The sequence below is a fragment of the Levilactobacillus sp. FUA 3915 genome (assembly GCF_044053135.1).
Classification (GTDB): domain Bacteria; phylum Bacillota; class Bacilli; order Lactobacillales; family Lactobacillaceae; genus Levilactobacillus; species Levilactobacillus lanxiensis.
Window position 1 is genome coordinate 882,677 of the sequence record NZ_CP168704.1, and the last position, 24,793, is coordinate 907,469.

General features: G+C 49.1%; 22 protein-coding genes and 1 pseudogene. 10 read left to right on the top strand and 13 right to left on the bottom strand.

Annotated features, from left to right (window positions below):
• The first annotated feature begins 134 nt into the window (after positions 1–134).
• The 3 genes from ACEPST_RS04295 (at position 135) to ACEPST_RS04305 (ending at position 3,803) form a co-directional block, all read left to right on the top strand.
• Positions 135–686, top strand: coding sequence for a cysteine hydrolase family protein (locus ACEPST_RS04295; RefSeq protein WP_204120426.1), 552 nt, complete (start codon positions 135–137; stop codon positions 684–686).
• A 275-nt stretch (positions 687–961) separates the two neighbouring features.
• On the top strand, positions 962–2,614 hold the full coding sequence (locus ACEPST_RS04300; RefSeq protein WP_204120427.1) for a peptide ABC transporter substrate-binding protein: 1,653 nt from the start codon (positions 962–964) through the stop codon (positions 2,612–2,614).
• A 13-nt stretch (positions 2,615–2,627) separates the two neighbouring features.
• On the top strand, positions 2,628–3,803 hold the full coding sequence (locus tag ACEPST_RS04305; RefSeq protein ID WP_204120428.1) for a mandelate racemase/muconate lactonizing enzyme family protein: 1,176 nt from the start codon (positions 2,628–2,630) through the stop codon (positions 3,801–3,803).
• A gap of 61 nt (positions 3,804–3,864) precedes the next feature.
• On the opposite strand, the gene ACEPST_RS04310 is transcribed toward ACEPST_RS04305, so the two are convergent.
• From ACEPST_RS04310 to ACEPST_RS04345, 8 genes are all read right to left on the bottom strand, one after another.
• Positions 3,865–4,848, bottom strand: a complete 984-nt coding sequence (locus tag ACEPST_RS04310) for a LacI family DNA-binding transcriptional regulator (RefSeq protein WP_204120429.1) — start codon at positions 4,846–4,848, stop codon at positions 3,865–3,867.
• Positions 4,849–5,008: 160 nt separating this feature from the next.
• Complete coding sequence (hxlB, locus tag ACEPST_RS04315; protein ID WP_203642562.1) at positions 5,009–5,551, bottom strand: 6-phospho-3-hexuloisomerase; 543 nt, start codon at positions 5,549–5,551, stop codon at positions 5,009–5,011.
• The gene (locus tag ACEPST_RS04320; protein ID WP_204120430.1) at positions 5,551–6,171 is read right to left on the bottom strand and encodes an orotidine 5'-phosphate decarboxylase / HUMPS family protein; all 621 of its coding nucleotides are present in this window, start codon (positions 6,169–6,171) and stop codon (positions 5,551–5,553) included. The genes hxlB and ACEPST_RS04320 overlap by 1 nt, the downstream gene beginning before the upstream one ends.
• Positions 6,171–7,133, bottom strand: coding sequence for a sugar kinase (locus ACEPST_RS04325; RefSeq protein ID WP_204120431.1), 963 nt, complete (start codon positions 7,131–7,133; stop codon positions 6,171–6,173). Before ACEPST_RS04325 ends, ACEPST_RS04320 begins: the two co-directional genes overlap by 1 nt.
• Positions 7,134–7,158: 25 nt before the next feature.
• On the bottom strand, positions 7,159–8,448 hold the full coding sequence (locus tag ACEPST_RS04330; protein ID WP_204120432.1) for a gluconate:proton symporter: 1,290 nt from the start codon (positions 8,446–8,448) through the stop codon (positions 7,159–7,161).
• Between the two features lies 1 nt (position 8,449).
• The gene (locus ACEPST_RS04335) at positions 8,450–9,199 is read right to left on the bottom strand and encodes a sugar phosphate isomerase/epimerase family protein (protein ID WP_204120433.1); all 750 of its coding nucleotides are present in this window, start codon (positions 9,197–9,199) and stop codon (positions 8,450–8,452) included.
• Positions 9,200–9,216: 17 nt separating this feature from the next.
• The gene (locus tag ACEPST_RS04340; protein ID WP_203642568.1) at positions 9,217–9,471 is read right to left on the bottom strand and encodes a hypothetical protein; all 255 of its coding nucleotides are present in this window, start codon (positions 9,469–9,471) and stop codon (positions 9,217–9,219) included.
• 357 nt (positions 9,472–9,828) lie between these two features.
• Positions 9,829–11,136, bottom strand: coding sequence for a hypothetical protein (locus tag ACEPST_RS04345; RefSeq protein ID WP_204120434.1), 1,308 nt, complete (start codon positions 11,134–11,136; stop codon positions 9,829–9,831).
• Between the two features lie 288 nt (positions 11,137–11,424).
• Here ACEPST_RS04345 and ACEPST_RS04350 point away from each other — a divergent pair, with 288 nt between their 5' ends.
• The 5 genes from ACEPST_RS04350 to ACEPST_RS04370 all read left to right on the top strand — a co-directional run bounded on the left by ACEPST_RS04350 (position 11,425) and on the right by ACEPST_RS04370 (position 15,157).
• Positions 11,425–12,447 carry a C39 family peptidase gene (locus tag ACEPST_RS04350; RefSeq protein WP_204120435.1) on the top strand — a complete coding sequence of 341 codons (1,023 nt, stop codon included), beginning with the start codon at positions 11,425–11,427 and terminating at the stop codon, positions 12,445–12,447.
• A 79-nt stretch (positions 12,448–12,526) separates the two neighbouring features.
• A complete protein-coding gene (locus ACEPST_RS04355) occupies positions 12,527–13,531 on the top strand; it encodes a DUF5776 domain-containing protein (protein WP_395391032.1) in 1,005 nt (334 codons plus the stop codon).
• Positions 13,532–13,727: 196 nt separating this feature from the next.
• Positions 13,728–14,048, top strand: coding sequence for a hypothetical protein (locus ACEPST_RS04360; RefSeq protein WP_204120437.1), 321 nt, complete (start codon positions 13,728–13,730; stop codon positions 14,046–14,048).
• A 40-nt stretch (positions 14,049–14,088) separates the two neighbouring features.
• A complete protein-coding gene (locus tag ACEPST_RS04365; RefSeq protein WP_204120438.1) occupies positions 14,089–14,610 on the top strand; it encodes a hypothetical protein in 522 nt (173 codons plus the stop codon).
• Positions 14,611–14,641: 31 nt separating this feature from the next.
• Complete coding sequence (locus ACEPST_RS04370) at positions 14,642–15,157, top strand: helix-turn-helix domain-containing protein (protein WP_204120439.1); 516 nt, start codon at positions 14,642–14,644, stop codon at positions 15,155–15,157.
• 120 nt (positions 15,158–15,277) lie between these two features.
• Here ACEPST_RS04370 and ACEPST_RS04375 read toward each other — a convergent pair whose 3' ends face one another.
• The 4 genes from ACEPST_RS04375 to ACEPST_RS04390 all read right to left on the bottom strand — a co-directional run bounded on the left by ACEPST_RS04375 (position 15,278) and on the right by ACEPST_RS04390 (position 19,116).
• Positions 15,278–16,114 (bottom strand): arginase family protein, encoded by an 837-nt coding sequence (locus ACEPST_RS04375; RefSeq protein WP_204120440.1) that lies wholly within the window; start codon positions 16,112–16,114, stop codon positions 15,278–15,280.
• 47 nt (positions 16,115–16,161) lie between these two features.
• Positions 16,162–16,896, bottom strand: coding sequence for a MerR family transcriptional regulator (locus ACEPST_RS04380; protein ID WP_395390528.1), 735 nt, complete (start codon positions 16,894–16,896; stop codon positions 16,162–16,164).
• Positions 16,897–17,359: 463 nt separating this feature from the next.
• The gene (locus ACEPST_RS04385) at positions 17,360–18,523 is read right to left on the bottom strand and encodes a glycerate kinase (protein ID WP_204120442.1); all 1,164 of its coding nucleotides are present in this window, start codon (positions 18,521–18,523) and stop codon (positions 17,360–17,362) included.
• Entirely contained in the window at positions 18,523–19,116 is a 594-nt protein-coding gene (locus ACEPST_RS04390; RefSeq protein ID WP_204120443.1) for an AMP-binding protein, read from the bottom strand. Before ACEPST_RS04390 ends, ACEPST_RS04385 begins: the two co-directional genes overlap by 1 nt.
• A gap of 323 nt (positions 19,117–19,439) precedes the next feature.
• Here ACEPST_RS04390 and ACEPST_RS04395 point away from each other — a divergent pair, with 323 nt between their 5' ends.
• The gene (locus tag ACEPST_RS04395; RefSeq protein WP_204120444.1) at positions 19,440–21,179 is read left to right on the top strand and encodes an aryl-sulfate sulfotransferase; all 1,740 of its coding nucleotides are present in this window, start codon (positions 19,440–19,442) and stop codon (positions 21,177–21,179) included.
• A gap of 888 nt (positions 21,180–22,067) precedes the next feature.
• A pseudogene (locus tag ACEPST_RS04400) lies at positions 22,068–23,610 on the top strand (IS1182 family transposase); the annotation flags it as partial.
• A 232-nt stretch (positions 23,611–23,842) separates the two neighbouring features.
• Here ACEPST_RS04400 and ACEPST_RS04405 read toward each other — a convergent pair.
• Entirely contained in the window at positions 23,843–24,787 is a 945-nt protein-coding gene (locus tag ACEPST_RS04405) for a zinc-binding dehydrogenase (protein ID WP_204120445.1), read from the bottom strand.
• Between the last annotated feature and the right edge of the window lie 6 nt (positions 24,788–24,793).

Consider the following 24,793-nt stretch of genomic DNA (forward strand, 5'->3'; position numbering starts at 1 on the left):
TTAGCTACACCGTAGTCTTCCCAAATCATTCCACATCACGTTGGTTGATATAACAAAATAAATAGCGTAATCCTTTGACTTCACTCGTGGGCTTCGACATACTGGTGAAAACGATTGAAAACGGGGGATTTTTCATGACAAATCAAGCTTTGTTGATCATCGATTACACCAATGATTTTGTGGCAGACACTGGGACACTGACTTGCGGCCAACCGGGACAGCTCTTGGCACCGGCCATTACCAAACTAGCCGACGAAACGCACCAGGCTGGCGGTTGGGTACTCCTACCGACCGACGTTCATACGCCGAACGACCCCTACCATCCCGAAACCAGGCTCTTCCCACCCCACAATGTTCGCAACAGTTGGGGCCGCGAGTTGTTTGGCGATGTGAAGACGTGGTTTGACCAAAATCAAATCGCTGAAAACGTGTGGCAATTCGATAAAACCCGCTACAGTTCATTTGCCGGTACGGATCTCGACCTACGTTTGCGTGAACGCCACGTGGACACCCTGATTCTCACGGGCGTTTGTACCGATATCTGTGTCCTGCATACTGCCGTGGATGCCTACAACCTCGGCTACCACATCATCATCCCCGCCGATGCGGTGGCTAGCTTCGATCCCGCTGGCCATACTTGGGCGTTGAACCACTTTAAGACCTGCCTAGGCGCAGAAGTTATTTAAGCCAAACTAATTAACGTCCGTTACTTTCTCACGGTTTCAGAAAGTAGCGAACGTTTTTCATTAATTTTCATTTTCCCAAAGACCACTAATCCCTTGACCAGCATGCTCTAGATCATCAGTCACGTTCAAAATAATCAACTACCCCAAAAGTTATCTGTTGAAGCGCTTACACCCTTGTGGTTATAATGGCTGTGGTTCTGCCAAATCACTTCTAATTTTCACGGTTGAATTGACCTGGCAGTTTGGTTAATAGATTTTATTGGGAGGTTAATATTATGTCTTTTCGTTTAACGCGTCATAAGTCGGTGGCTGTGGTGGCCCTGGCTATGACTCTTTTAGCCACGCTCTCTGCGTGTGGTTCCAAACCAGCAGCATCGCAGCAGAAATTAGTCCGTACGGCTAACATATCTGCCAACTTTGTGATTTCAACGCTGGATATTTCAAAGTCACGAGGATTCGACCAAGCCGGTAATATGTTTGATAGTCTATTCTATCTCAACCGGGATCATAAGGTTGTCCCAGCATTAGCGACCAAATCGACCGTCTCCAAAGATGGCAAGACCTATACGTTTACCATTCGTAAGGGCGCAACTTTCAGCAACGGTGATCCAATCAACGCGCAGAGCTTTGTGTACTCCTGGCAACGTTCTTTGAAACCAAGTACCAAGTCCTTGCACCCCTATATTTTTAAGGGCATCAAGAACGCCATGGCGGTCAATGCGGGTAAACTCCCCGTTAGCAAATTGGGTGTTAAGGCCACGGACAGTCACACCTTTGTCGTTACTCTGGATCATCCAATTGCTTACTTTAACAAGTTGATGACCTACCAAGCCTTCTCCCCACAGGACAAAAAAATTGTGGATAAGTATGGCAAGGATTACGGAACAGCCCCAGACAAAGTCGTCTTCTCAGGTCCTTACAATATGACTAAGTGGAAACCACAGGGCACCACCTGGAGCTTTGTCAAAAACAACAAGTATTGGGACAAAGACAAAGTTAAAATGCACAGAATTAACATGCTTTACGAAGTCGACCCGCAAACTAGTCTAAATCTCTATCAGGCTAAAAAACTGGACTTCACGATTCTAACCAGTGACCAATTTAAGAATTTCAAACACAGTCATCAACTGTACACGGGTCCCTATTCCTACATGAATTACTTAATTTATAATCAAGGTATTAAGAATTCAGAATTGAACAAGGCCTTTAACAACATCAACATCCGTAAGGCTATTTCCTTAACCATTGACCGGAAACAAATCGTTAATGACCTTCTGAATGGATCTGGTCTGGAGCCAACTGGTGTGGTGACCCGCTACCTGGGTTACAACGCTAAGAACCAAGACTTCGCTGAGCTACAAGCCGGTGGCGACAGCGTTCGTTATGACACCAAGTTAGCCAAATCCTACTGGAAGAAGGGGCTCAGTCAACTGAATACGAAATCGCTGACCTTCTCACTAATGACCCCAACGGGCGATACCTCAAGCAAACTCGCAGAATTGATCAAGGCCAATGCTGAAAAGCAGCTCCCTGGCTTGACCATCAAGCTGCAAAATGTGCCCGACCAAATCGCCTACCAACGCAGTACCGAAGGCCAATTTGAGGCTTACCTGGGTGGGCGTGGCGCCGATATCGCTGACCCCATCGAATTTCTCCAACCAATGCTCAGCACCAATCCGCAAAACTACGGCGCTTGGAAGAACAAGACCTATGACAAGTTAATTGATGATTCAACCACCGATAATCTGAGTGCGACCGACCGTTGGCAAAAACTGTTAAAAGCTGAAAAACTCCTGTCAGATGATCAAGCTTTAACGCCTCTCTACCAAAACTACAATTACTACCTGAAGCGCTCAAACTTACATGGCATTACGCACAACACAACTGGCGCACAATGGAACTATAAGTACATGTACATGACCAAGTAGGGGGCAAATAGTTATGAAAATTACTAGTGTTGATATCTTTCAAGTCAAGTGGAATCAACAGTATGGCGCCTGGCATCCCATCGTCATTCGGGTCAATACCGACGATGGCATCAGCGGCTTCGGCGAATCTGGTATCTTTTATGGTGACGGGGAATATGGTGCGCTGGGAAGTCTAAAAGACCTCTCTCAGCTCATCATTGGCCAAGATCCTCGGAATACCGAAAAAATTTGGCAACAGTTTTACCAACGCACCTTCTGGGGTAAAAGCAGTGGCACCACTTTCTACGCCGCCGTTAGTGCCATTGACACGGCGCTCTGGGACATCAAGGGGAAAGCCCTTGGCGTCCCCGTCTACCAACTTTTAGGTGGTCAAACCCGCACTGAAATTCCGGCGTATGCCAGCCAGTTGCAGTTTGGTTGGGACCCCGAAACAAGGTATTTGGCCACACCGGCAGACTACGCAGCGGTGGCTAAAAAAGCCGTTGCCGAGGGCTATAAAACCATCAAGATTGACCCCTTCATGCTCGATGAACACGGTCATTTTGGTCAAAAGCTCATCGGCCTGCAGGACTACGCCCAACTCCAGTTGCCAGTTGACCGGTTAAAAGCTGCTCGCGATGCGGTTGGCCCTGAAATTAATTTAATCGTCGAATGCCATGCTGGCCTCGACGTCAATTCCGCCAAACAGTTCTTACCCCTGATTGAACCCCTGAACATCTTCTACCTGGAAGAACCATGCTCACCATTGAGTCCGGAATTAACGAAACAATTAAAGAACGTTACCGCGATGCCGTTAGCTAGTGGTGAACGGATTACGACGCGTTTCGGCTTCCAGCCATTCATTACCAATCGTTTGCTGGACGTTATTCAACCCGACGTCGCCATCTGTGGGGGGATTAGCGAAGCCAAGAAGATTTGTGACATGGCCGCCGCGTTCGACATCGGCGTCCAACTCCATACCTGTGGAACGCCAATTGCGACGGCAATGGCCTTACAACTTGAGGCCGCCGTGCCAAATTGCTTTATTCATGAACAACACGAAATTTCGCTGAAGCCTGACAACGAAAGGATTGGGAAGTTCGCCCAACAACCCCAAGAGGGTGTCTTCACCTTCTCCTCTCGTCCAGGAATTGGCCAAGAACTGAGTGACGCGGCCATTCAGGAGTCTCACTGCGAAACAATCAAATAGTCCGTCTAAGCAAAAAAGGTATTCGCCACGGCGAATACCTTTTTCTAATCCATTCATTTACCTACTGCAATTTGGCCGGGATAATCATCTTATCCGGTGCAACTTTTTCCCCAGCAAGTTGTCTGAGCATCAATTCAGCTGAACTGGCCCCCATCAAGAAGGGATTCTGCGTCAGCAACGTGAGTTTGGGCTCCATTCGGCGGATAAAGTCCGTATCCGCAAAGCCCGTTGCCGTCACGTTCTGATTATCAATGACACCAGAGACAATGAGATTCGGGAAGAATTCCAACAGCCAACGTTCCTTTAGGGCAAAGACCACCGTCTTCTCATCACTCTTGGTAATCAACTGCGTTAGACGCTGGTGCACATCGCTATGGTTATACGAGGCTTCGGAAACCTCTAAGACATCCACATTCTGAGCCGCCGCTAGAATTCCCCGGTACCGTTCTTGTCGGGTACGGCTGAGTTCCAGCTCAGACGTCAAGACGACCACATGCTGATAGCCTTGCTCTTGGAAATGTGCCGTTGCCGCCTTAGCCGCCTCAAAGTTATCCGTCACTACCTGAGGCCACGGACAGGCATCCATTTCCCGGTCAACGCTGACCACGGGAATTTGCTGGTGCAAGATTTCCTGCACCGTTTGGGGATTACTGAAGGATTGCAGGATTAACCCATCAAAGCCGCGCGAACCAATGGCCCGCAACAAAGTCTTTTCCCGTTCAATGTCAGCGTTGGCATCGAGCAGGACCCCAATATACCCCTGACTTTCCAGGATAGAACTAATTCCCTTAAACAAATCTGTTGAGAAGCAATCATCAATGTTCGCAACCATCACGGCAATGAGCTTACTTGATTGCGTAATCATTTGTCGGGCAACCGAATTGGGCACATAATCCAATTTTTTAATGGCGTCTTGAACCTTAGTCGCGGTTGCCGCGGACATGCGGCCTAAATTGCCGTTTAGAAAACGTGACACCGTTGCAATCGAGACGCCTGCTAACGCCGCAACATCTTTAATATTTGCATTTTTATTTGCTCTAGCCATTAGCTTTATTCGCTCCATTACCTTTTAATTTATGTATGAACGCTGTCGTCACATCGATAACATCGCTCACTAGTTTATCATGATTCTAGCATGCCACGCAAAAGCTTGGTATGAAAAAAGACAATGGCCTCAAGCCATTGTCTTTTGGTGTGGTCGCCGTTTATTCCATGTTGCTATGGGTTGCCGCAGCTGAGGCATTTGAAACGTTATCCCGCCGGCTGAGTTTTAAGCACAGAGCGTCTAACGTCAAATGAACACTCTGATCAAACAAGGTACTGAGCAGTTGGATGGACTTAACGCCATCGCCAGACTTGGTTGCCCCGGGAACCACGATAACTGCCTGGCCCACTTTGCCTAATGGTGAGTCAGCATGACTGGTCACGGAAATCACTGTCACACCGTTGTCTGCGGCCTTAGTTGCCAGTTCCAAGATGCTGGCCGTTTTACCAGAACCGGAAACGGCCAACAGCACGTCTCCCGCTTGAACGGATGGCGTAATCGTTTCGCCAATCACGAAAACGGTGTAGCCAATGTGCATCAGCCGCATGGCAAAGCCCTTGGCCATCAAGCCAGAACGACCGGCACCCAAGACGAAGATGCGTTGGTCCTTTTGAATCAATTTTTCAGCTTGGTCTAATTGGCTTTCGTCAATCATCCCCATAACCTCATTCACTTCTTGCGTAATCTGATCAATCAATGTCATTAGTGCATAACCTCCATAAACTTTTGTGCTGCAGCAACTGGATCAGCCGTCTTTACGATAGCCCCACCAACGATAACCGACTCAGCCAGTCCTTGGGTGGCTAACTTTTGGGCCATTGGCAAATCAATGCCACCGGCAACGGAAATGTGCTGAACTTCGGGGAAGCTTTCGTGGAAGTCGGCAACAGTGGCAGCGGCGTCAAAACCGGCCTGTGAGTCCTTCGCGTGGTGAATGCCATAAATCGCGTCTGGGTAACCCACAATTTGGGCCGTCTTGGCAGCGGTAATCTCCATCATATCAATAAACATCTGCTTGCCACGCGACTGCGTCAGTTGATAAACGCTGGTCAACGTATCTGGGGAAGCGGTACCCATCACGGTTAAAATATCCCCGACGGCAAATCCTTTATCGAATTCATAATTACCTTCATCGATGGTCTTCAGGTCTAACAGCAATTTGGCATGCTGCAACTTGGGCAGACGGGCCTGGATTTGTTCCAAGCCGTAATCCTTAATCAAGGACGTCCCAAATTCAATAATGTCAACCTGTCCATCCAGTTGTTGCGCCAGGTCAACGGCCTTATCTAAGGTCACCCGGTCAATCGCTACTTGTAAATCCATTAGTCTTCGACAACTCCTTCTCGTTGGTAAAATGCCTGTAATTCACTAGGTGTTGGGTAACCATCGTTGTCCCCATACGTTTGCACCTGAAGGGCACCGACAGCGTTCCCCCGCATCACGGCGGACTTCAATGACTTCTTCTCGAGTAATGCGGTGAGCACGCCCATCGCAAAGCCGTCGCCGGCACCCACCGTGTCAGCCACCTCGGCCACTTTAAAGCCCTTAACCGTATAGCTTTCGTCGGTGTTCGTCTTCACGTAGGCGCCATCTGGCCCCACCTTAACGATGACAACCTTCGTCCGTTCACCCTGCAAGTAAAAATCGGCGATGGCCTCGGGATCAGAAGACCCCATCAAGATTTGGCCTTCTTCGACACCGGGCAAAACAATATCGGCGTGCCCCGCCAGTTCGTTTAGCGTCGCCGCCATCTTTTCCCGGCTAGGCCATAGCGTTGGCCGCAGGTTGGGGTCAAACGTGGTTAGAATATCTTCCGCTTCTAGCCGACTTAAGAGCTTCCGGAAAGCGGCTTCGGCCGTCGCCGAGATTGCGGGGAAGATACCGGACATGTGGGCTGCTTGAACGCCCGTCAAATCAATCTTTTCCACTACCGCCGGCGTTAAGTGCGCCGCCGCAGACCCTCGCCGATAGTTGTGGGTCGTGGGATTGCCATGGGTAACCCGGTCCTTGAGTTGGAAGGCCGTCCAATTCTGGGCATCGCGGGTAATGTAGCGGGTCCCCACTTGGTGTTCCTTAATGGTTTTGATGACGTAATCGCCCAGCGGTTCTTCCCCTACTTGAGAAATGTAATCCACCGAATGCCCCAACCGTTGTGCACCAATGGCCACGTTAAGTTCTGCGCCACCTAAAATTTTATGGAAATCAAGGGCGTCACGCAATGAAACGTCTGGTTCCTTGGAGGCAAACGTCACAATCGGTTCGCCAATCGTTAATATTTCACTCATCGTTATTATCCTCTTTTCTTAATTTCTAGCCAAAGAAGTAGTACACCAATAATTCATTAATAATCGACACGGCCCACATGACGGGAACCCCGTGTTTCAAGAAATCTCGCGTCTGAACCTTCATGTAATCCAATCCCCAGACGTTCCAGGACTGCGTAATATCAGTCGAAACGGCTAACAGGGTTGGCACGTAAAGAAGTGGTAACAGGAAGGCGTCACTAAACAGCCCAATTCCTGACAACACGGCTGCGGTCGCCGCACCAGCACCCCAAACGTGGAAGGGACCACGGAACAGCGCTAATGGCGCCAAGATCCCGAAAGCTAAAGCCAGGATCAACATGTTGTGGGGTAGGACCGCTTCAAATAACGGCCGGAACCGGACGGCATCCATCGAGGCCGCGCCACTGAACATAATCAATGCCATCAAGAACATGATTAAACCCGCAATATCACTAATCGCTTGTTTAATCGTACTGTTCAAGAAGGTCACAAATTTTTGATACCCCTTAAATTTACCAGTCAATAGCATGGCCAATAGCGTTGCTAAGGTCAGCGCGGGAATCGCATCCCACTTGAACAACATGTTCATTAATACCGGTACAATTGGCACGATGAAGGCCAGCTTAGGAATCTTGACATCGGCGGCCTGTTGGGTCTCCGCACCAATAATCTTTAAGTTTTCCTCTGCCTTGCTGGGATCAATCTTTTTCCGATTCCAGAAAACAAATAGCATGACCGCAACCAACTGCACTAACATGGCGCAAACACCAAAGACGAGATAGGTGCCGCCATATTGGGCTTTCGGGAAGAACGCTTTAATTTGGTTGTACAACACCACGTTTAGATACATGGGTGCCCCAATGGCCATGGAAAAGGCGGACAAGGCAATATCTCTGGGTAACCCGACCGACAACATGATTGGCAGTAAGATGACCCCAATGGCAATCACGGAACCCACGCCATACGCGCTGACGAAGATGAAGGCGGTCACCACAATCACCAATAAAACAGCTAATAATGGCCGCTTCTTGCCGACTTGATTCGTCGCCTCGGAAATCGCTGGGGCAATCCCGCTATCCACCAACACCCGGCCAAACCAAGACCCAAAGACAATGTAGATGATTGTGGGACCGTAATTCAGCGCCGGTTCGGCAAACACCTTTTGAATGACTTGGTCCGCTGGAATCTGGCCAATCACGGCCCAGAGAATCGCCATGATGAAGAACCCAATCATCAGGTTGCCACCTTTGACGATGTAATAAATAAAGCCAACAAATGTTAATAAGAGCAAAATTGCGCTAATTGTTGAACCCATGCTAGTCACCTACTTCCGCGCGCAACAGCTGTAATTGCTGCGTAATCTCAGCATCCGTTGCCATGGGGTATTCCAAGGCAAATGGCACATCGTGAGGCAGTAATTTCAGGAGTTCGCGCCAATCATAAATCCCAGTGTCCAAATCGGCCGTCGTCACAAGCTTGTCTTGTTCCTCACGCGTGTTTTTCAGGTGAATGTAGTGGGTGTCCGCTGCTAAAGCTTGGGCACTCGCTGCCGCATCCCCCTGCGTAAACGCCCAGTTACCCAGGTCATACACGTAACCAATATCGGCTGAAGTCGCTTGATGAGCCGCCGTGAGGAAGGTTTCAATCGCCGCTACCGTCCCCGAAACAGGCGTCTGGTCATTTTCGACGTTCATTTCAATTTGGTCGAGAGGTAGTTGGCCTAACGCTGCTGCTAAGTCGCCGGTGAAACGATCAAAATGCCCGGTATTAAACTTGATTTTTTCAATGCCCATTGCTTGGCCTTCCGCAAAGTAAGTTGGCAGTTGTGGGTTCAACTCGCCGGCTGGCGTGAAGACCTCATCTGGCACACTGTAGTTAACGATTAGCCCTAACTGCTTGGCCAACTTACCAATCTCAGCAGTTTCTTGCGCAATGTCGGTGAAATATTCGCGGCGGACTTCGATGCCGTCAGCCCCTAAATCTGCAACGTGTTGTGTCAACGCAACCTGTGAAGTCCCCTGCTTAACCAGTGCTTCAAAAACCCAAGTGTTTAAAATAACTGTCATGATTGATTCCTCCATTTTTAGTATTGGTTGAGCTGACTGACCCGCTCGAGTAATTGTTCAAAACTCATGTCTTTAAATTTAACTGTGGTCGTGGCAAAATTCTGAGCTTCTACCTGATTAAAATCATTGGCGAGGTAAAATGCCGTGAGATAACTCAGTAAATATTTCTTAGCTGCCGGTGTTAATTGATTTGTGTCAATGCCTGCTTGTGTCGCCGCACTAGCAAATCCCTGCGCAAACGTCACCGGATCAATAACCGTTCTATCCGCCATCTTAAGAACCTCCATCATCATTTCATCCATCAAAATCCAGCTGGTGATTTCAAAAGCTATGGTAAACGTTTTCCTAAACTGTGTCAACCGCTTTCAGTTTTATTTTATCCTGGTAAGATTAGGAAAATCAGATGAAAACGTGACAGCATAGTGTTCGTTTAGGAAAACGTTACCCTAAAACTTTTTTCTAGTCATCCCGCTGTTCTGGTTACCTGCATACAAAAAGATGGCCTCGCGCAATCTTAACGATTTTGCGAAGCCATCTTGATATTTTTTCTAGTTGATGCTGCTTAAAACTATAGCGTGTATGCCACAACTTCATTAGCAAACAGACTAATTATTCGATGACGCATTCGACTAGTCATTCAAATCAAATAACTTGGTCTGATAACTGACATCTGCCTGATGCACAATGTTTTTAACCGTAATCGTATAAGCATGGTTCAGCTTAATTTGACTCGCAGCCGGCTTGTAGTAAACCGTCGTGCCAAATTCACCATATGAGTCACTGCTGATGCCGACGTTCGTAACTTTAACGGTCTTGTGCGTTGTGTTATCCACGACTTTTACGGTCGGTGTCGGCGCGTTGCTCCCCATCTGATGTGCAAACGAAACGGACCAAACCGTTGATTCGGCTGCACTCATCGGGAACACACCAGCCTTAGGAAAGGCTACAGTGGCCGGAGACTCACCGCTACCTGCACCGCCAAAGACGTTCAGATCATTGTAGATACCGGCTTGGCCAACCCCCACCTTGGTGATGCCACCCAGGACCCATTCACGGTGACCGGGAATTTCTCCGCTGATATTATTGCCGTCATTAACATATGACACAATATTATCGTACGGCTTAGTCAGCCCCTCACTCAGGTTACTTGTATTCGTCGCCTCAGCACCATGTTTCCAATCGGCAGTCGAGACAAAGCCGGGCTTAGTGAGCCCAACCAGGCCATGGGAAATGCCCTTGTTTGCAGCAGCCAATGTCGCTGCACCGTACTGAGCATCCGTGTTCCAACTGGCATCAGCGGACACTTTACGCAAGCCGAACATTTCCCGATAAAAGTTAATAGAATCCACCGTGGCATCGATATACTTAGCACTCAATTTTCCAGGAGTAAATGTCTTCTTAACGGATGGCTTCTGGTCATACATGCCTTTGGTCGTGTTGGCAATTTGCTTGAATTGCTTGCGGTACGCTGCGATTTGTGACCGTTCGCTGGCGGTAAAGGCCTTCTTCTCAGCAACCTTCGACTTAGCTGCATTCTTCTTAGTCGATTTAGCCTTGATTTTAGCCTCAGACTTGTAGGCATCTGAACGTGGATCACTATCTTTTAGTTTCTTGACGTTTTTAGCGACAACGTATCCGACGAAATGGCCACTCTTCTTCTGCAACTCACGGTAAGTGACACGCTTGCCATTAGTTTTCTTTACAGTGAATTTTAAATCAGACCAAAAGATTCGTTGCTTGGTTTTTAACTTCTTCGTTAACCGATAGTTTTTATAGATGGACCCCTTCGTGACAACATATTGTTCCTCCCATCCCTCTGACTCCCAGGAAACAATTGTAGCTGCCTTGTGCTTTGCCTGTGCCGGTACGGTGCCCAGCAAACCGCCAACCGACAAAGCTGCCAACCCAATGGCAATAAATTTTAACCAAGATTTCATTCTTAACGCCTCCAAAGTACTATGTATTAACTACTATTGTGATTACATAATTAATCATACGAGTTGTTCACCCGAAATTCCATGCTTTCCCGCTTTATTGTCGTGGCTTTTTACAGGGAATCCTGCATGCAATTATTCCCGATAAGTGCCGTTGCAACAGCATTTAGCTTTGTTTTTATCATTGTTTCACCCTCACATAAGCGGTACAATGAGAGATATCGAAACCATTATTATGGCGGACTATCTGTTCGTTAAATAATTTAAATACATATAAAGGTGGCAATTTTCATGAAACGATTTATTGGAAGCCTGGCCGTATTGGGCCTGGGCCTCTTCTTAGGGACGGCCCCCAACGGCACCGCTTATGCCAAAACGGCCACGTCGTCCGCTTCGTCAACCGCAACGACTAAGACAGCCACGGGTGAGACCAACCCAGCTAAGTCCGAAGCGACCAGCTCTGAATCTTCCGTGAGCTCGTCAGAATCAACGTCCTCATCTTCATCATCGGCCAGCTCAGAATCTAAAACCAAGCCTAAACCAAAGCCGAAGCCAACGCCCAAACCGGTCTATCGTAAGGTTCTCAGCAAACAGACGGTTAACTACTACACCAAAATTGGGACCAACCAGAAGCACAACTACAAGGTCTACAAAACTGGTGGTGCTAAGTCTTCTGCCAAGAACATGAAGGCCATTTCAAATGGCCGGGCCTACGCCAACAAGAAGGTTCACATCACTCGCGAGGAAACCATGGCAGACGGTCTTTGGTTGAAATTCACTTACAACCACACCCAAACTGGCTGGATTCACCGCAACGGCACCGTGAAGTCCTACCGTTGGTTAAACGTGCCGCTGATTGCGCAACGGCCAGAATTACCAACTGGTTGTGAGATCACCGCCACGACAATGATGCTCCAGTACGCGGGCGCCAAGGTCACCAAGATGTCTCTGGCTAAGGAAATGCCTCGCAGTTCGAACCCTAACAAGGGGTTTGTCGGCAGTCCTTATTCTCGTTCTGGCTGGTGGATCTATCCTAAGGGCCTGATGGGCACCGTGAAGAATCATCTGGGTTCTGCCAAGGATATGACGCGGGCTTCATTTAGCAAAATGAAGGGCCAAATCAACGAGGGACACCCTGTCGTTATCTGGGTCGCCGGCGTCGATGGCTTCATCAACCACGCTATCACCCTTTCCGGCTACAGCAGCACGCGGGCCTACTACAATGACCCTTGGACTAAGAAGAAGACCAGCATGACGCTTGCCAACTTACATAATCACCGTAAGAAGGACGCCTACCGGGCTTTGAGTTATTAATTAGATTTCCATAATAAGTGCACATAAAATAAAGGAGCGAAATACATTGAACAAGCATTGGTTATCCGCCTTACTCGTCATCGCCGGACTTGCCAGCGTTGGTGCCACAACCACCGCACAGGCCAAGACCGACTACTACACCAAGAATCCCGGCATCATCCGGGTCAAGAAGACCGTCGCCTACTACAAAGACGCAGCCAAGACCAAGCACGTCACCACGGTTCACAAGGGTCATTTTGCTAAAATTTCTAAAGTGGTCACGGTCAAGGGTCACGCACCCGTTTTAAAGACCAATACCGGCAAGTACGTCACGGCCAACAAGGCATTCGTTGCCAAGACCAAGGGTTACCAAAACCCTAAGAAGTACTACCAAGTCAACTACACCAAGGTTAAGCCTTACGGTAAGGTCGGCTACACCGTCAAGCGTGGTTACGAAGGCATCAAGACCTGGAAGATCATGCGTCGTTTAGGCACGGCCAACGGTTATAACAAATATAATTCTGCGACCTACTACGCCGTTAAGAATTTCCAACGTAAGCACCACCTGAAGGTCACTGGGAACGTCAACGAAAAGACCTGGGTCAAATTGGGCTTCTCCAAGTCCAGCTGGACCAGCATTGATTCTTACACCGCTCCCCTTGGCGCACATGCCTGGAACGGCCGTAAGGAACACATCGAAGCCATGATCAAGCAAGCCTATAAGTACAAGGGCAACCCCTACTTAGTCGGTTCTTCATCCAAGCCAATTTACGGCACGGACTGCTCCGGTCTGGTCATGCAATCCCTGTACGCTGGTGGTATCAACACGAAACCAATCAGTTCCATCCATCACGCCTACCCTGGCAACGAATGGAATTCTCGCAACCTTTGGGCTAGCAAGAAGTTCCAACACGTTGCCTACAGTCACAAGAAGCGTGGCGACCTGGTCTTCTACTACGAACCTGGTACCCACGTCATCTGGCACGTGGCCATTTACTTAGGTAAGGGCAAGGTCATCGAAAGCTGGCCACCACGGATCATGGTCCAACCTATCAAGAACGGTCAACGCTCATACGTCGCCGGAATTGCTCGTGTCTTCCACTAAAAATTGAATTTAAGCACAACAGTTAAGCGACTAATCCGATTGGGGGTTAGTCGCTTTTGTTGTGGCGTTTCGTTGCTATTGGGGTGGGGCCATGGTAAGGTTCGAGTACAGTTAATTGCTGATACGTAAAAATATTTGACCTCTTTTTACGGAGTTAACCCTTAGAACGACTAATTTGAATTCTGAGGTGATTTCCGTGAAACCTGACCCACCAATTATCAAAATCATTCAGCGTATCGAACATGATTACGAACAAAAGCAACTTTCACTTTACCTCCACAAGAAATCCACTGATTTTTTGCGCTCACGTGGTCTGCGCGCCAGAACCGTTCTTAGACTTACCGTCCGCCAACTACCCGATAGCCACAGTTACCGGGGACCATCCCTGCATCACTGGCTGACAGAGTTTATCGTTTACGAATTTATCGAAAATATTTTAGACGGTGATATGTACGTTAAATTTGATCTATCACCCACAACAAGCCAACTAGAATCCATCCGCGTGAAAAGCCGTTGAATCACACTTGGAAGCAATACTGGCATTGGAGGCAAACGAGATGGCACCTAAAATCATTGGTCAAACAATCTATTCATTCCCTAACCAAGCCGTTACTTTCACAATTATTGAACTACAAGAAGTGGTCCTCATTAACGGCGAAAAAATTAAAAATACCCATCGCTACTGGGTCCCAACTGGTGACAACCTTGCTGACGCTGAAAATTACGTCGAGCCCCTCACCAATCCTGATGAGAACTTGGATGCGGACTACCAACTGTACCGGCAACAATTCAACCTATTAACGCCACAAGAAATTCGTCAGGCCCGAGAGGCACTTGGACTATCCCGCGCGACAACAGCGTTACTCCTAAACCTTTCTGAACCACAATTTAGTGCCATTGAAGATGACGACCTTTTACAAACACGTAAGCAAGACGCAAAGCTACGCCTACTGAAGAACCCTCAAGAATTACGGACAAGCGTCAATCGCTACCAGAAAACAATTGAGCGCCAAGCGACACGCTACCAGATAGATCTCAGCGACCTCAATCGCCTTCTATCGCCAAACGCATTGTCCTAATTAAAAACGTCATGGAAAGTAGGCACATAATATGAAAATCATTGATCACGTAACCGCCGCCGATGCTATGGGAAATAATCTAGCATACACGGTCATTGAACTCACGGAAACGGAGTTAATTGGGGGCGACCCTCTGGAAAATACGCACCGCTATTGGGTGCCTGCCGGGAGCGATATTCACGATTCAGAGACTTACCTAGAGCCACTAGATAATGTTGACACCAATTTCACTTCAGACTATCGGCTGTATCGTGAAACATACGGTTTTCTTTTTCCAGCAGAGATAAAAGCTGCCCGCGAACAATTAGGCCTAACCTTACGTGAAACCGCCTTGATTCTGGCTATGAGTTTTGCGACTCTCTCCAACATCGAAAATAGTCTTCTTCTACAATCTTTTGACCAGGAAATTAAGCTCCGTCTTCTGACCCAGCCAAATGACTTACGGCATCTCATCCGGCAACATCGGCCATTGATTCGTTCTCGAGCTCCTAAAAATGACGTCAACGCCGATAAGCTCTTTAGTAAGCTTAATTTAGCCATTGATTAGGCTCATCAGTCCCTGACACGTCATGCCGCATTGTCACAAATAGCCACACAAAAACGACGACTACAAAAACAAGTAGTCGTCGCTTTCAGTATCAGTTGGTAACACGCTGTTACCTTTATTTTAGTTAAAAATTGAAATATCACGCAACGCCTGACGCAGATTAAGCGCATCCTGAGGCAATGGCGCGGCGATGCTGAAACCAACTAAATCGGCTTGCGCACTGATATCTTGCATCAACCGCACGACCTGCCGCAGCGCCAATTCACCCGTATTCGCATCTGCTGGTTCCGTGTAAGATTGGGCTGGTAAAATCGACCGGAAGTCCGCGGGTGTCAGGACATCCAGGTCAAAATGAACGGCAATCTGAGTTAGATGTTCCGCCGCCATCCAATCCAGCACGGACTGGCTGTCACTGGCGATATCCTCCGCGGTAGCGTGCCGAATGCCTAGCGACGTGACTGCCTGGTCCATGGGACGCAACGGCTCGTTTAGTCCCGCATACATCAACTGACGGGGCAGGAGCGGCTGTTGCACGGTCAACGCTGGATCACCCTGACCCAGCAAGTTGCCCGCCACCATTTCGGATAAGTGCGATGACGTGCTGGGGTCGGCAATGTCCGGGTGTGTGCCCAACCACAACACGCCGAGATGCTCGCCGTACTTGCCGCTCAAGTAATCCACCGGTGCCGCGGAAATGACACTCCCACCACCGGCCGTAATCACGCGGTCGGGGTGCTTGGCAGCTAAAATCGCTTGTGTCTCCGCAATCTGCTGTAAGACAACTGGTTTGTTCTCCCCACCAGCCACGATTCCCTCAGCCAGCGGCACCTGAATCGTTTCTGCACCAGCTTCTGGTGGCAAGACCAACGACAACAGCTGCGCACTCAACTGATTATCGGCCGCACTAGCCCCCGGCCACTGTGGCAAAACCAACCGAATCGTTCGCTTCTTATCCATGAAAAACGCCCACCCTTCCATTTGTGAAATGACTAACTATCCTTAGTCTATTTCACTTCGGTCGGATTAGCAAATACCTCCACACAGTACGATTTACGCCCACAGTGTGGGCAAACTAACTTCCGGGCTCGTGGATTGTGTCCCGCCCAAAAGGCAGCCCAGAATCGCGGCTGAAAAGTCGTTTGGCATTGGGGACAAACGTACGCCACCGACCGCATGTACCACCGCATCAACACCGTTGCCACGACAACGGCTAGGGCCATTGCGCCGCCGAAAACCCACCAATTCCCCGATTGCCAAGAGTAAACCAGTCCGGCCACCTCAATGGCGTCCATCGTGAGACCACCTGCAAGTAACCTGACGCGCACCTGTTTCAAAGACTGATGATTATTCATTAACTGATCCATGTCCTGAATGGATTTGAGGGACACATTGGCCGTATCGGTTAGGCTCTTCTGCACGGCCATAACCGTCTTGAGCTGATTTGCCGCCTCGTCGCGGTCGTGTGTCAGCCGCTTGGTCTGTTCCGCCAGCAGTAAGGACAAGACTTCCTGAGCATTATCACTGGTCCGAATCTCCTGGATGGCGGCCAGCTTCAGGCCAAGGCTCTTTAGGAGCAAAATCAGCTTCAATTGTTCATAGTCATCTGCCGTATAAATGCGCCGGCCACCGTCAGAAATTTCTGTGGGTTTGAGCACGTTCTTCTGGTCATAATACTGTAGTGTTCGGACCGAAATGCCTGCTAACCGAGCCAATTCGCCCGTCGTGTATGTGATTGACATGGATCTCACCTCCTGAGTCTAGTTATAGCGGATGACGCCGCGTAACGAGCAAGTCTTTTGGCCAAATTATTTCAAATTAGGTTGGTTAATGGCGTTCCCGGCGGTGAATTCAAGGTGCCCTGCTGTGGGGAACGGCTCCAGCCTGAGAAACGGTCTTCCGCCTCGACTTGAAACCTCGCTGAGAATCACGATTTTTCAAGCGCGTCCCATGCTCTAAGTTGAAACAAGCCCACTCAACTAAGACTATCGACACAGCTGACCACCTTGATTCACCTCTGGTCACTTACACTTGCCCTAATTTTCCACTCAGCTTAAATGCTTGTAACTGGTGTGCCAACGTACGATTTCTTAACCCTTTTTAGACTCCTAGTTTCCTGTCCACAGGGCTCAAACACGTTTTCTCAATTATACAGAAATAACCCGGGACATATCAATTCTGCCTGATATGTCCCGGGTTATATTTTTAAGCTTTAGCTTCAGGGCCATTATTCCCCGGGTTATTTCCTAGTAGAAACGCCCTCATCGCCGTCATTCCGGCTTGTTTTAATAACTTAGGCGTCTGAGAAATTGCTTCGGTGACCGACATAGGTGACACCGTCGATGATAGGACCAGGTCCGCACCCGCTGCGTACACGGCTGCTAAATCTGCGCCCAGGCTCCCGGCAATCAAAATGACTGGTTTTCCCTGGGCCTTCGCCAACTTTGTAATGCCGATTGGCGCCTTGCCCATCAGGGATTGGCCATCGATTTGGCCTTCACCACTGATGACTAAATCCGCCGTAGCGAGCTTGTCCGATAACTGGGTCAACCGCAAGATTTCCTGAATTCCCGGTTGGAGTTGGCCGCCTAAGAAGGCTAATAAGCCAAACCCAATCCCACCGGCCGCACCGGCACCCGGTTGTTGGCTGAAATCCGTCCCCGTTTGCTGCGAGACTAGGGTGTTCAGGTGCTGTAGCCCGGTATCCAATTGCTGAACGACAGCCGGTGTTGCCCCTTTCTGCGGACCAAAGACGGCTGCCGCACCTTCAGAGCCCGTCAACGGATTCGTAACGTCCGTCAGGCCAATGATCTTGGTCTGGGCCAGCCGTGAATCCATCTGCTGGCAATCTAACCGGTCAATCTGCCCGACACCGGCGCCCTGGTGAACCACTTCAGCACCCTGGTCATCGTAAAAATGGGCCCCTAAGGCCTGAGCTAGCCCCACACCACCATCGGTCGTGGCACTGCCGCCGAGACCAACGTAGATGGTTCGTGCACCCGCGTCCAAGGCCGCCTTGATGACCTGACCAACACCATAGCTAGTCGTTTTCAGCGGATCAAGCTGGCCAGCCACCTGCGTGATTCCAGCACCCTCAGCGACCTCTAACACGGCGACGTGATCTACTAACAGTCCCCAGTGGGCCTGCAGTGGCTGTCCGGATGGCCCGGTCACATCAGCGGTCATGTGTTGGCCACCAACCGCCGTCAAAATACTAGCAACCGTGCCCTCGCCACCATCGGCAACAGGCACCTTAACCACTTCCGCCTGGCCATCGACGGCCTGAATTCCTTCGGCTAAATAATCAGCCACTTCCAATGACGTCGCGCTTCCCTTAAAGGAATCCGCGGCGATAATAATTTTAGTCATCATCGACACTCCTCAAATAGATACCCCCAGTATACCGCAGTGGGAGACTGTCGGTCTTGAACCCTGCGGCGAATCGAATCGTGTGTCAGACTGATTCGTTGGAATTCACCTGTTGGGAGGATCAGTGCCAAGTCTTCTTCGGTGGGCGTTGCGGCCACGTGACCCGACACAGCCGTATCCCGGATGACCGTCAGCCGCTCTGTGGTGTTTAACGTTAAATCGGCCCGTTGGGTTTGCCGATTTTCCAAGACCGCGGCGACAAATTCATCCCCCACAATCATCGCAGCATAATCGCGTGCGTTCAAGTCGGCCAGCATGTCAGCGACTGATGTATTGGCAGGAACTGGGTTCATCACCGCCCCGATTCCCCAGATAGCCTGCGTCAAAATGGGCGTCATCCCCGACTTAGGCAGACACACGTAAACCACATCGCCGTGGCCCACGTTCAGGCCGCGCAGTTGGTCATCGAGCTGATCAACGTCGGCCGCGAGTTCCGCGCCGGTATACCACCGGTTGTGAGAGTCATCCCTGAGTATTTTTTCGTTAGCATTTGCCTTTAATTGGGTGGTTAAGTTGAGCGTCAGTTTTGACATGAGCATCCGTTCCTTTCCAGAATAATTAAGCTGTCTTTAGTTATAGCATTTGTCCTGTCATAACGTCCTGATTCTTTCCTAAAAGTAACCTGTGAATTTCTTAGATAGCCCTTTGGCAACCGATTATCAAAAAAAATAGGTTGTGCGTTATTAGCGGTCAGTTATGGTAGGATTTATAAAATTCACAGGATGTTCACACAATTTTCAGAATTTATTAACATGCCTAGTTTATATCAGGCGTATATTGTAAGTGTTACATAGATAATTTGGGGGAGATTGGTCTTAGTGACCAGTCCCCCTTTTTTCGACAATTTTAGAAGGAGATGGCTCATTTGCAATTCAAACACCCCCGGATGGTAACGCTCGCCGTTGCTTCCCTGGCAATTCTGACGGTCGGCCTAGCCGGTTGTTCCACTACCAAGAACTCGACCTCATCAGCAGCGAGTTACAAGATCAAGAATAACAAGGCCGTGTTGACGACCGCCCAAATCAAGAAGAATTTGGACACGAAGATCATTACGACGCGTCAAGACAGTCAGAAGAGTTTGACCGCAACCTATAAAGCAGCAGCACAAAACAGCAAGTACACCCTGGACAGTCCCTACGTGAAGGTTAACCCGTACGAGACGTCCCCACTGTCCGCCCTGGTGACGTTTACCACCAGCGACGCCGAAAAGGTCAGCTACACGGTCGTGGGTAAGACGGACAAGACGTCCATCACCAACACCGTTAAGGGTGGCTACACCAAGACCCACCAGGTTCCCGTGGTTGGGTTGTACGCCGACTACAATAACACCGTCAAGATTACCGCCACCAACAAGGATGGCAAAACAAAGACTAAAACCTTAAAGATGCAAACCAGTGCGTTGCCAAAATATATCAAGGACGCGACGTTGACCACGAAAAACGTTGACAAGTCCAAGATGGAAATTGGCAAGAACAAGCTGACCATCATGAACCGGACCACCAAGCAGCCATTTGCGATTGACGCTGACGCTGCCGTGCGGTGGTACAGCACCGACTATTCCCAACACACGATTGAACAGTGGACGGGTGGTCACATCATGATGCTGTCCAAGAAGGACGTCAACTCAGACGTTTACAACGATTTAATTGAAACCGACTACTTGGGCCGGGTCTACAAGGAATACAGTTTCGCCAACAACACCAGTAGTTCCGACAGTGCTAGTGTCAGCAAAGCTGCGGCCAAAGCCAACACCGAAACCACGGTCATTCACCATGACCTGGTTGAACTGCCAAATCACAACTTCCTGGCCACCGTTTCCGACGGGTCCAAGTACAAAGAAGACACCATGATCGAGGTTTCCCACAAGACTGGGAAAATCGTTAAGGTCATCGATATGAAGAAATTGATGCCTAAGGCGATGTATACCAAATTTGCTAAGGGTGCCGATGGCAAGGTCGACTGGCTGCACCAAAACGCCGTGGACTACGACAAGAATGACAAGTCCATCGTGATTTCTAGCCGGAACCAAGACCTGATCATGAAGATGGATTATAAGACCAGCCACATCAAATGGATTTACTCCGGCAAGAAGAAGTCCACGTGGCCCAAGGCTTACCAAAAGTACCTGTTGACGCCCAAGAAGGGCACCATCATCACCGGTGGTCAACACGGTATCTACCTGCTGAACAACGGCGGCAAGAACACGGCCAACAGTGAAGACTTCCTGCTGTACGACAACAACATTAGCGTTACCAACGGGAATAAGAAGACTTCCGGGAAATACTCGCAAGCCGTTCAATACCACGTGGACGCCAAGAACATGACCATCAAGTCAACCTGGTCATGGGGTAAATCCCTGGGCAAGGCCAACTTCACCTACGTGATTGGTTACGCCGAACGCCAAGCCAACGGCAACACGCTGATTGACTTCGGGTTCAAGAACAACGGGGCCGCAAGTAACGTGATCGAAGTGACCAAGGATGGCAAACAGGTCTTCAACGTGACGATGAAGAGTGCGGCGGCTAAGGCTTATGCTTACCGGGCCTACCGCGTCCCATTCTACAGTTCCAGCTACCAATTCGACGCTACCCGCTAATTGGTTGTAAGCACTTCGCCTGCGGCGGTCAGGTCCGCCGAGCTGTGGGGCAACCCACTAGAGCCAAAATGCGGTCTCTAGTGGCGGTTAGACGCCTCACCCAAACCGTGAGTCGTCCAACACGACCGGTGGTGTAAGGCCGGAAAATCACCGGTCTAACGCCACTATCACAGCACGACTCCCCTGACCGCCTCCGGCTACGTTCTGGCAACACTAGCTGAGGTCGAGCTTGTACTTCACTACTCATTTATTTTTGAACACTACGCAAAACACCCGTAAGGACGGCCAACACGGTCGCTCTTACGGGTGTTTTTTCATTTGGTTTTTGGTAACACGCTCTAAAATCAAGCAACAAAGTTATGTTAACTTGGCATGACCACGGGTTAAATTCGTGTCAGCCCTAGGACTGGTGAAAATGGGCCACGCTGGTGGATGTCAGTGACCAGAGGCGGGTCAAAATGCCCAGCTGTGTCGGTGGCCTTGGCTGAGGTTCTTGCTCAGCCTAGCCCACGGGACAACCTTTGCGACCGCTTCTCAGTCGCAAAGTTGAGGTGGAAGACCACCCCTCAGGCTGGAACCGGCCCTATAGCAGGGCGTTTTGAACCCGCCGGCGGGAACGAACGCCACCGCCCGATTCTCACCAGTCTAAGACTGTACGATCAATAACGTGATAAAACGCAAGTCAACGGGTTAAATCTGTGTCAGCCGCAGGGCTGGTGAAAATGGGCTCAGCCGTGGGATGAGGCTGTGACATAAGTCTCCAAAACGAAAACTGGTTGAGAAAAATCTTCGGATTTTCCTCAACCAGTTTTTTGGTATAATCAAAATAAAAAAGAGCATCGGTCGCACCCGACACTCCTCGAAACTATCCCCGAAAGGATGTTCAATATGCAAGATTATTATAACATGAACCAAACGACTTTGAGTATCGCTTTAGACTATTTGCCAGAAGAAAATCATCCGGCTCGTTACATTGATACGCTGGTTGAATCTCTAAAGTTAGACTACTCCTATCAGTTTGGTCGTCCTCGAGAATATGATTTAGCTGCCATGCTTAAACTAGTCCTACTTGCTTATACCTATGGAATTTTCAGTAGTCGTCAAATCGAGAAATTTGCCCGTGAAAATAAGCCCGCTGGTTGGCTAATCGCCGACCAGGTTCCTTCATATCGAACTATTTGTCGTTTTCGTATCTCGGATGAATTGGCTAATTTGACGCAGCAAAGTTTAAACAACTTAACGTCATTTTTAAAAGATGCCGGTGTAATTGACGATGTCACATTTATTGATGGGACTAAGATTTTAGCCGATGCCAATAAATATAGCTTTGTGTGGCGGAAGAACACCATCCGTTTTGACAAAATGAATCGGGACCAATTGGTCTCGATTTTGGGCGAACTCCACGAAGCAAAGCTCATCGGTGAAGTCCCAGCTGGTTCTGACCTTACAGTGAGCATGTTGGACGCTGTGATTGGAACAGTTGAGGATAAGTTGGTTACTTTAGATGAAAAAGTTCAGGCAACAAGAAAAATATCACCTAACCCAGCCAAGCAACAGCGACGGCTTCTTAAAACACAGCGCCGAAAATTAGACCAACGGCGGGACAAGATGATTGAACATCAGCAGCAACAAGCAACCTACGGTCAACGAAGCAGCTACTCAAAGACTGATCATGATGCCACTTTCATGAGGGTTAAGGAAGACCCCATGCAAAATGGCCAGCTGAAGCCAGCCTACAATCTTCAAATCGCAACGAGCAATCAATTTATTACCGGATTCGACCTGTTCCAAAACCCAACCGATACACGAACCTTTCCACTATTTTTAGCAAGTTTGGAATCGCAAAATGTGCTTGGTAAAGTCATTGTGGCCGATGCAGGTTATGGCTCAGAAAGTAACTACCGATATTGTGAAGACGAGCTCGATAAACACGTCGTATTAGTTCCTTACGGGACAATGCTCAAAGAAAATAGTCGGAAGTGGCAAAGTGATGATCGAAAGGTAATGAATTGGGATTACTACGAAAAAGATGACTATTTTATTGACCCGAAAGGTGTCAGATTCAACTTTAAAGCTTATCGAAAAAGCACTGACAAGTATGGCTTTACTCGTGGATTTAAAGAATACGAAGCCGAAAAATACAATGAGAATCATGAAGTGATTCCACTGGCTTTGACACCAAAGAAAAGGCTTCGCCGAATTAAAGTGAATGAGGCATGGGAATACTTTAAGGCAAAGGAACGCACCCAGCTTTCAAAGCCAGAAAACAATGCTATCTACGGACGTCGAAAGATTGATGTAGAGCCAATTTTTGGCAAGATGAAGGCTTATTTGCATTTCAATCGCTACTCGGTCCGTGGTCTAGCGAAGGTCAAAAAAGAAACTGGAATCCTCGTTCTAGCATTGAATATCCTCAAGTTAGTCTCCACCAGGAGAAGACGGCTTGAGAATCAAGAGCATGGAAATAAGGCACGAAACCAAAGTTCGGTTTCGTGCCTTATTTTTGTTCTACAGAGGCTAGTTATGTCACAGCCTCATGGTGACTTTGAGACGCGCCCTTGGCGGCTCAAAGCAAGTCCAGAGACCGCCTTTCAGGCTCGGGGCGTCCTCCCGCCGCGTTCCGGCCCAGTTTTCACCAGCCCGGAGGCGTAACCAACGACATTTTAGTCGTTGTCGACGATGACTTGGCCTAGCTCGCGGCTGGCCATCACGTATTCGTGGGCCGCGCGGATGTCCGCCAGCTTAAAGACCTTGGCAATTGGAATCGACAGGTGATTATCGTTGATCAGTTTGAACATTTCCGTTACCATCGTGGGGTCCACTTCAGTCGAGTCAAAGACCGTTAAGAACTTGCCAGCCAGCATGAACGGATTGAAGTTTTCCAAGATCCATTCACCAGATAACAGGCCGATGACCGTGACCACGCCGCCCTGGTTCAAATGGCTGATGGAGTTCGTCAACGTGACCGTCCCGACCATGTCGATAATGCCGTCAAATTGTTGGTCAGAATCCAGCTGGTTATTGGTGTCGAGAACAGCAAAGTCTGCGCCATTCTCCTTCAAAGCGGCCAACATTTCTGGTCGTCTGCTGGTGGCGGTAACCGTCAATCCCATGGTCTTCGCGAGTTGAACGGCTGCCAAGCCAACGGCGGTCGTACCCCCACGAACCAATAACGTTTGACCGGCGTGAAGGGATAACGTCTTCAATGCCCCGAAGGCCGTATAGAAGTTTTCCGGATACTCGGCTAAGGTAACCCAGTCCCCGTCAAAATCAACTGGGAACAGGTGGGCATCGTCGACCAGCGCGTATTCTTGGTAGCTGCCATCGACTTCGCGGCCCAGGCCACCCATCATGGTCACAACCTTCTGACCGACCTTAAACGCGCTATTTTTAGCCGGAACAGCAATCTCACCGACGGCTTCTACCCCAATCACTCGTGGAAACTTAACCGATGGTGAGCCGCCAGCCCGGGTCAGTGCTTCGTAGCGGTGAACGCCAAACGCATGGATCCGCATGACGGAGTGGCCCGCCGTCACTTCTGGAATTGGCCGTTCAACCAAATTCATGGCGGTCACATCGCCGGGTTTATCAATAACAATTGCACGCATAATTAA

What these genes read in the sequence shown, in the direction of transcription:
- ACEPST_RS04380 (WP_395390528.1), bottom strand. Translation starts at nt 16,896, where the DNA reads ATGTCAATCACATACACGACGGGCGAATTGGCTCGGTTAGCAGGCATT.
- ACEPST_RS04320 (WP_204120430.1), bottom strand. Translation starts at nt 6,171, where the DNA reads ATGGATTTACAAGTAGCGATTGACCGGGTGACCTTAGATAAGGCCGTT.
- ACEPST_RS04395 (WP_204120444.1), top strand. Translation starts at nt 19,440, where the DNA reads ATGGCTCATTTGCAATTCAAACACCCCCGGATGGTAACGCTCGCCGTT.
- ACEPST_RS04335 (WP_204120433.1), bottom strand. Translation starts at nt 9,199, where the DNA reads ATGACAGTTATTTTAAACACTTGGGTTTTTGAAGCACTGGTTAAGCAG.
- ACEPST_RS04345 (WP_204120434.1), bottom strand. Translation starts at nt 11,136, where the DNA reads ATGAAATCTTGGTTAAAATTTATTGCCATTGGGTTGGCAGCTTTGTCG.
- ACEPST_RS04375 (WP_204120440.1), bottom strand. Translation starts at nt 16,114, where the DNA reads ATGGATAAGAAGCGAACGATTCGGTTGGTTTTGCCACAGTGGCCGGGG.
- hxlB (WP_203642562.1), bottom strand. Translation starts at nt 5,551, where the DNA reads ATGACATTGATTGATCAGATTACGCAAGAAGTGAATGAGGTTATGGGG.
- ACEPST_RS04310 (WP_204120429.1), bottom strand. Translation starts at nt 4,848, where the DNA reads ATGGCTAGAGCAAATAAAAATGCAAATATTAAAGATGTTGCGGCGTTA.
- ACEPST_RS04405 (WP_204120445.1), bottom strand. Translation starts at nt 24,787, where the DNA reads ATGCGTGCAATTGTTATTGATAAACCCGGCGATGTGACCGCCATGAAT.
- ACEPST_RS04305 (WP_204120428.1), top strand. Translation starts at nt 2,628, where the DNA reads ATGAAAATTACTAGTGTTGATATCTTTCAAGTCAAGTGGAATCAACAG.
- ACEPST_RS04350 (WP_204120435.1), top strand. Translation starts at nt 11,425, where the DNA reads ATGAAACGATTTATTGGAAGCCTGGCCGTATTGGGCCTGGGCCTCTTC.
- ACEPST_RS04325 (WP_204120431.1), bottom strand. Translation starts at nt 7,133, where the DNA reads ATGAGTGAAATATTAACGATTGGCGAACCGATTGTGACGTTTGCCTCC.
- ACEPST_RS04385 (WP_204120442.1), bottom strand. Translation starts at nt 18,523, where the DNA reads ATGACTAAAATTATTATCGCCGCGGATTCCTTTAAGGGAAGCGCGACG.
- ACEPST_RS04390 (WP_204120443.1), bottom strand. Translation starts at nt 19,116, where the DNA reads ATGTCAAAACTGACGCTCAACTTAACCACCCAATTAAAGGCAAATGCT.
- ACEPST_RS04365 (WP_204120438.1), top strand. Translation starts at nt 14,089, where the DNA reads ATGGCACCTAAAATCATTGGTCAAACAATCTATTCATTCCCTAACCAA.
- ACEPST_RS04370 (WP_204120439.1), top strand. Translation starts at nt 14,642, where the DNA reads ATGAAAATCATTGATCACGTAACCGCCGCCGATGCTATGGGAAATAAT.
- ACEPST_RS04340 (WP_203642568.1), bottom strand. Translation starts at nt 9,471, where the DNA reads ATGGCGGATAGAACGGTTATTGATCCGGTGACGTTTGCGCAGGGATTT.
- ACEPST_RS04300 (WP_204120427.1), top strand. Translation starts at nt 962, where the DNA reads ATGTCTTTTCGTTTAACGCGTCATAAGTCGGTGGCTGTGGTGGCCCTG.
- ACEPST_RS04295 (WP_204120426.1), top strand. Translation starts at nt 135, where the DNA reads ATGACAAATCAAGCTTTGTTGATCATCGATTACACCAATGATTTTGTG.
- ACEPST_RS04330 (WP_204120432.1), bottom strand. Translation starts at nt 8,448, where the DNA reads ATGGGTTCAACAATTAGCGCAATTTTGCTCTTATTAACATTTGTTGGC.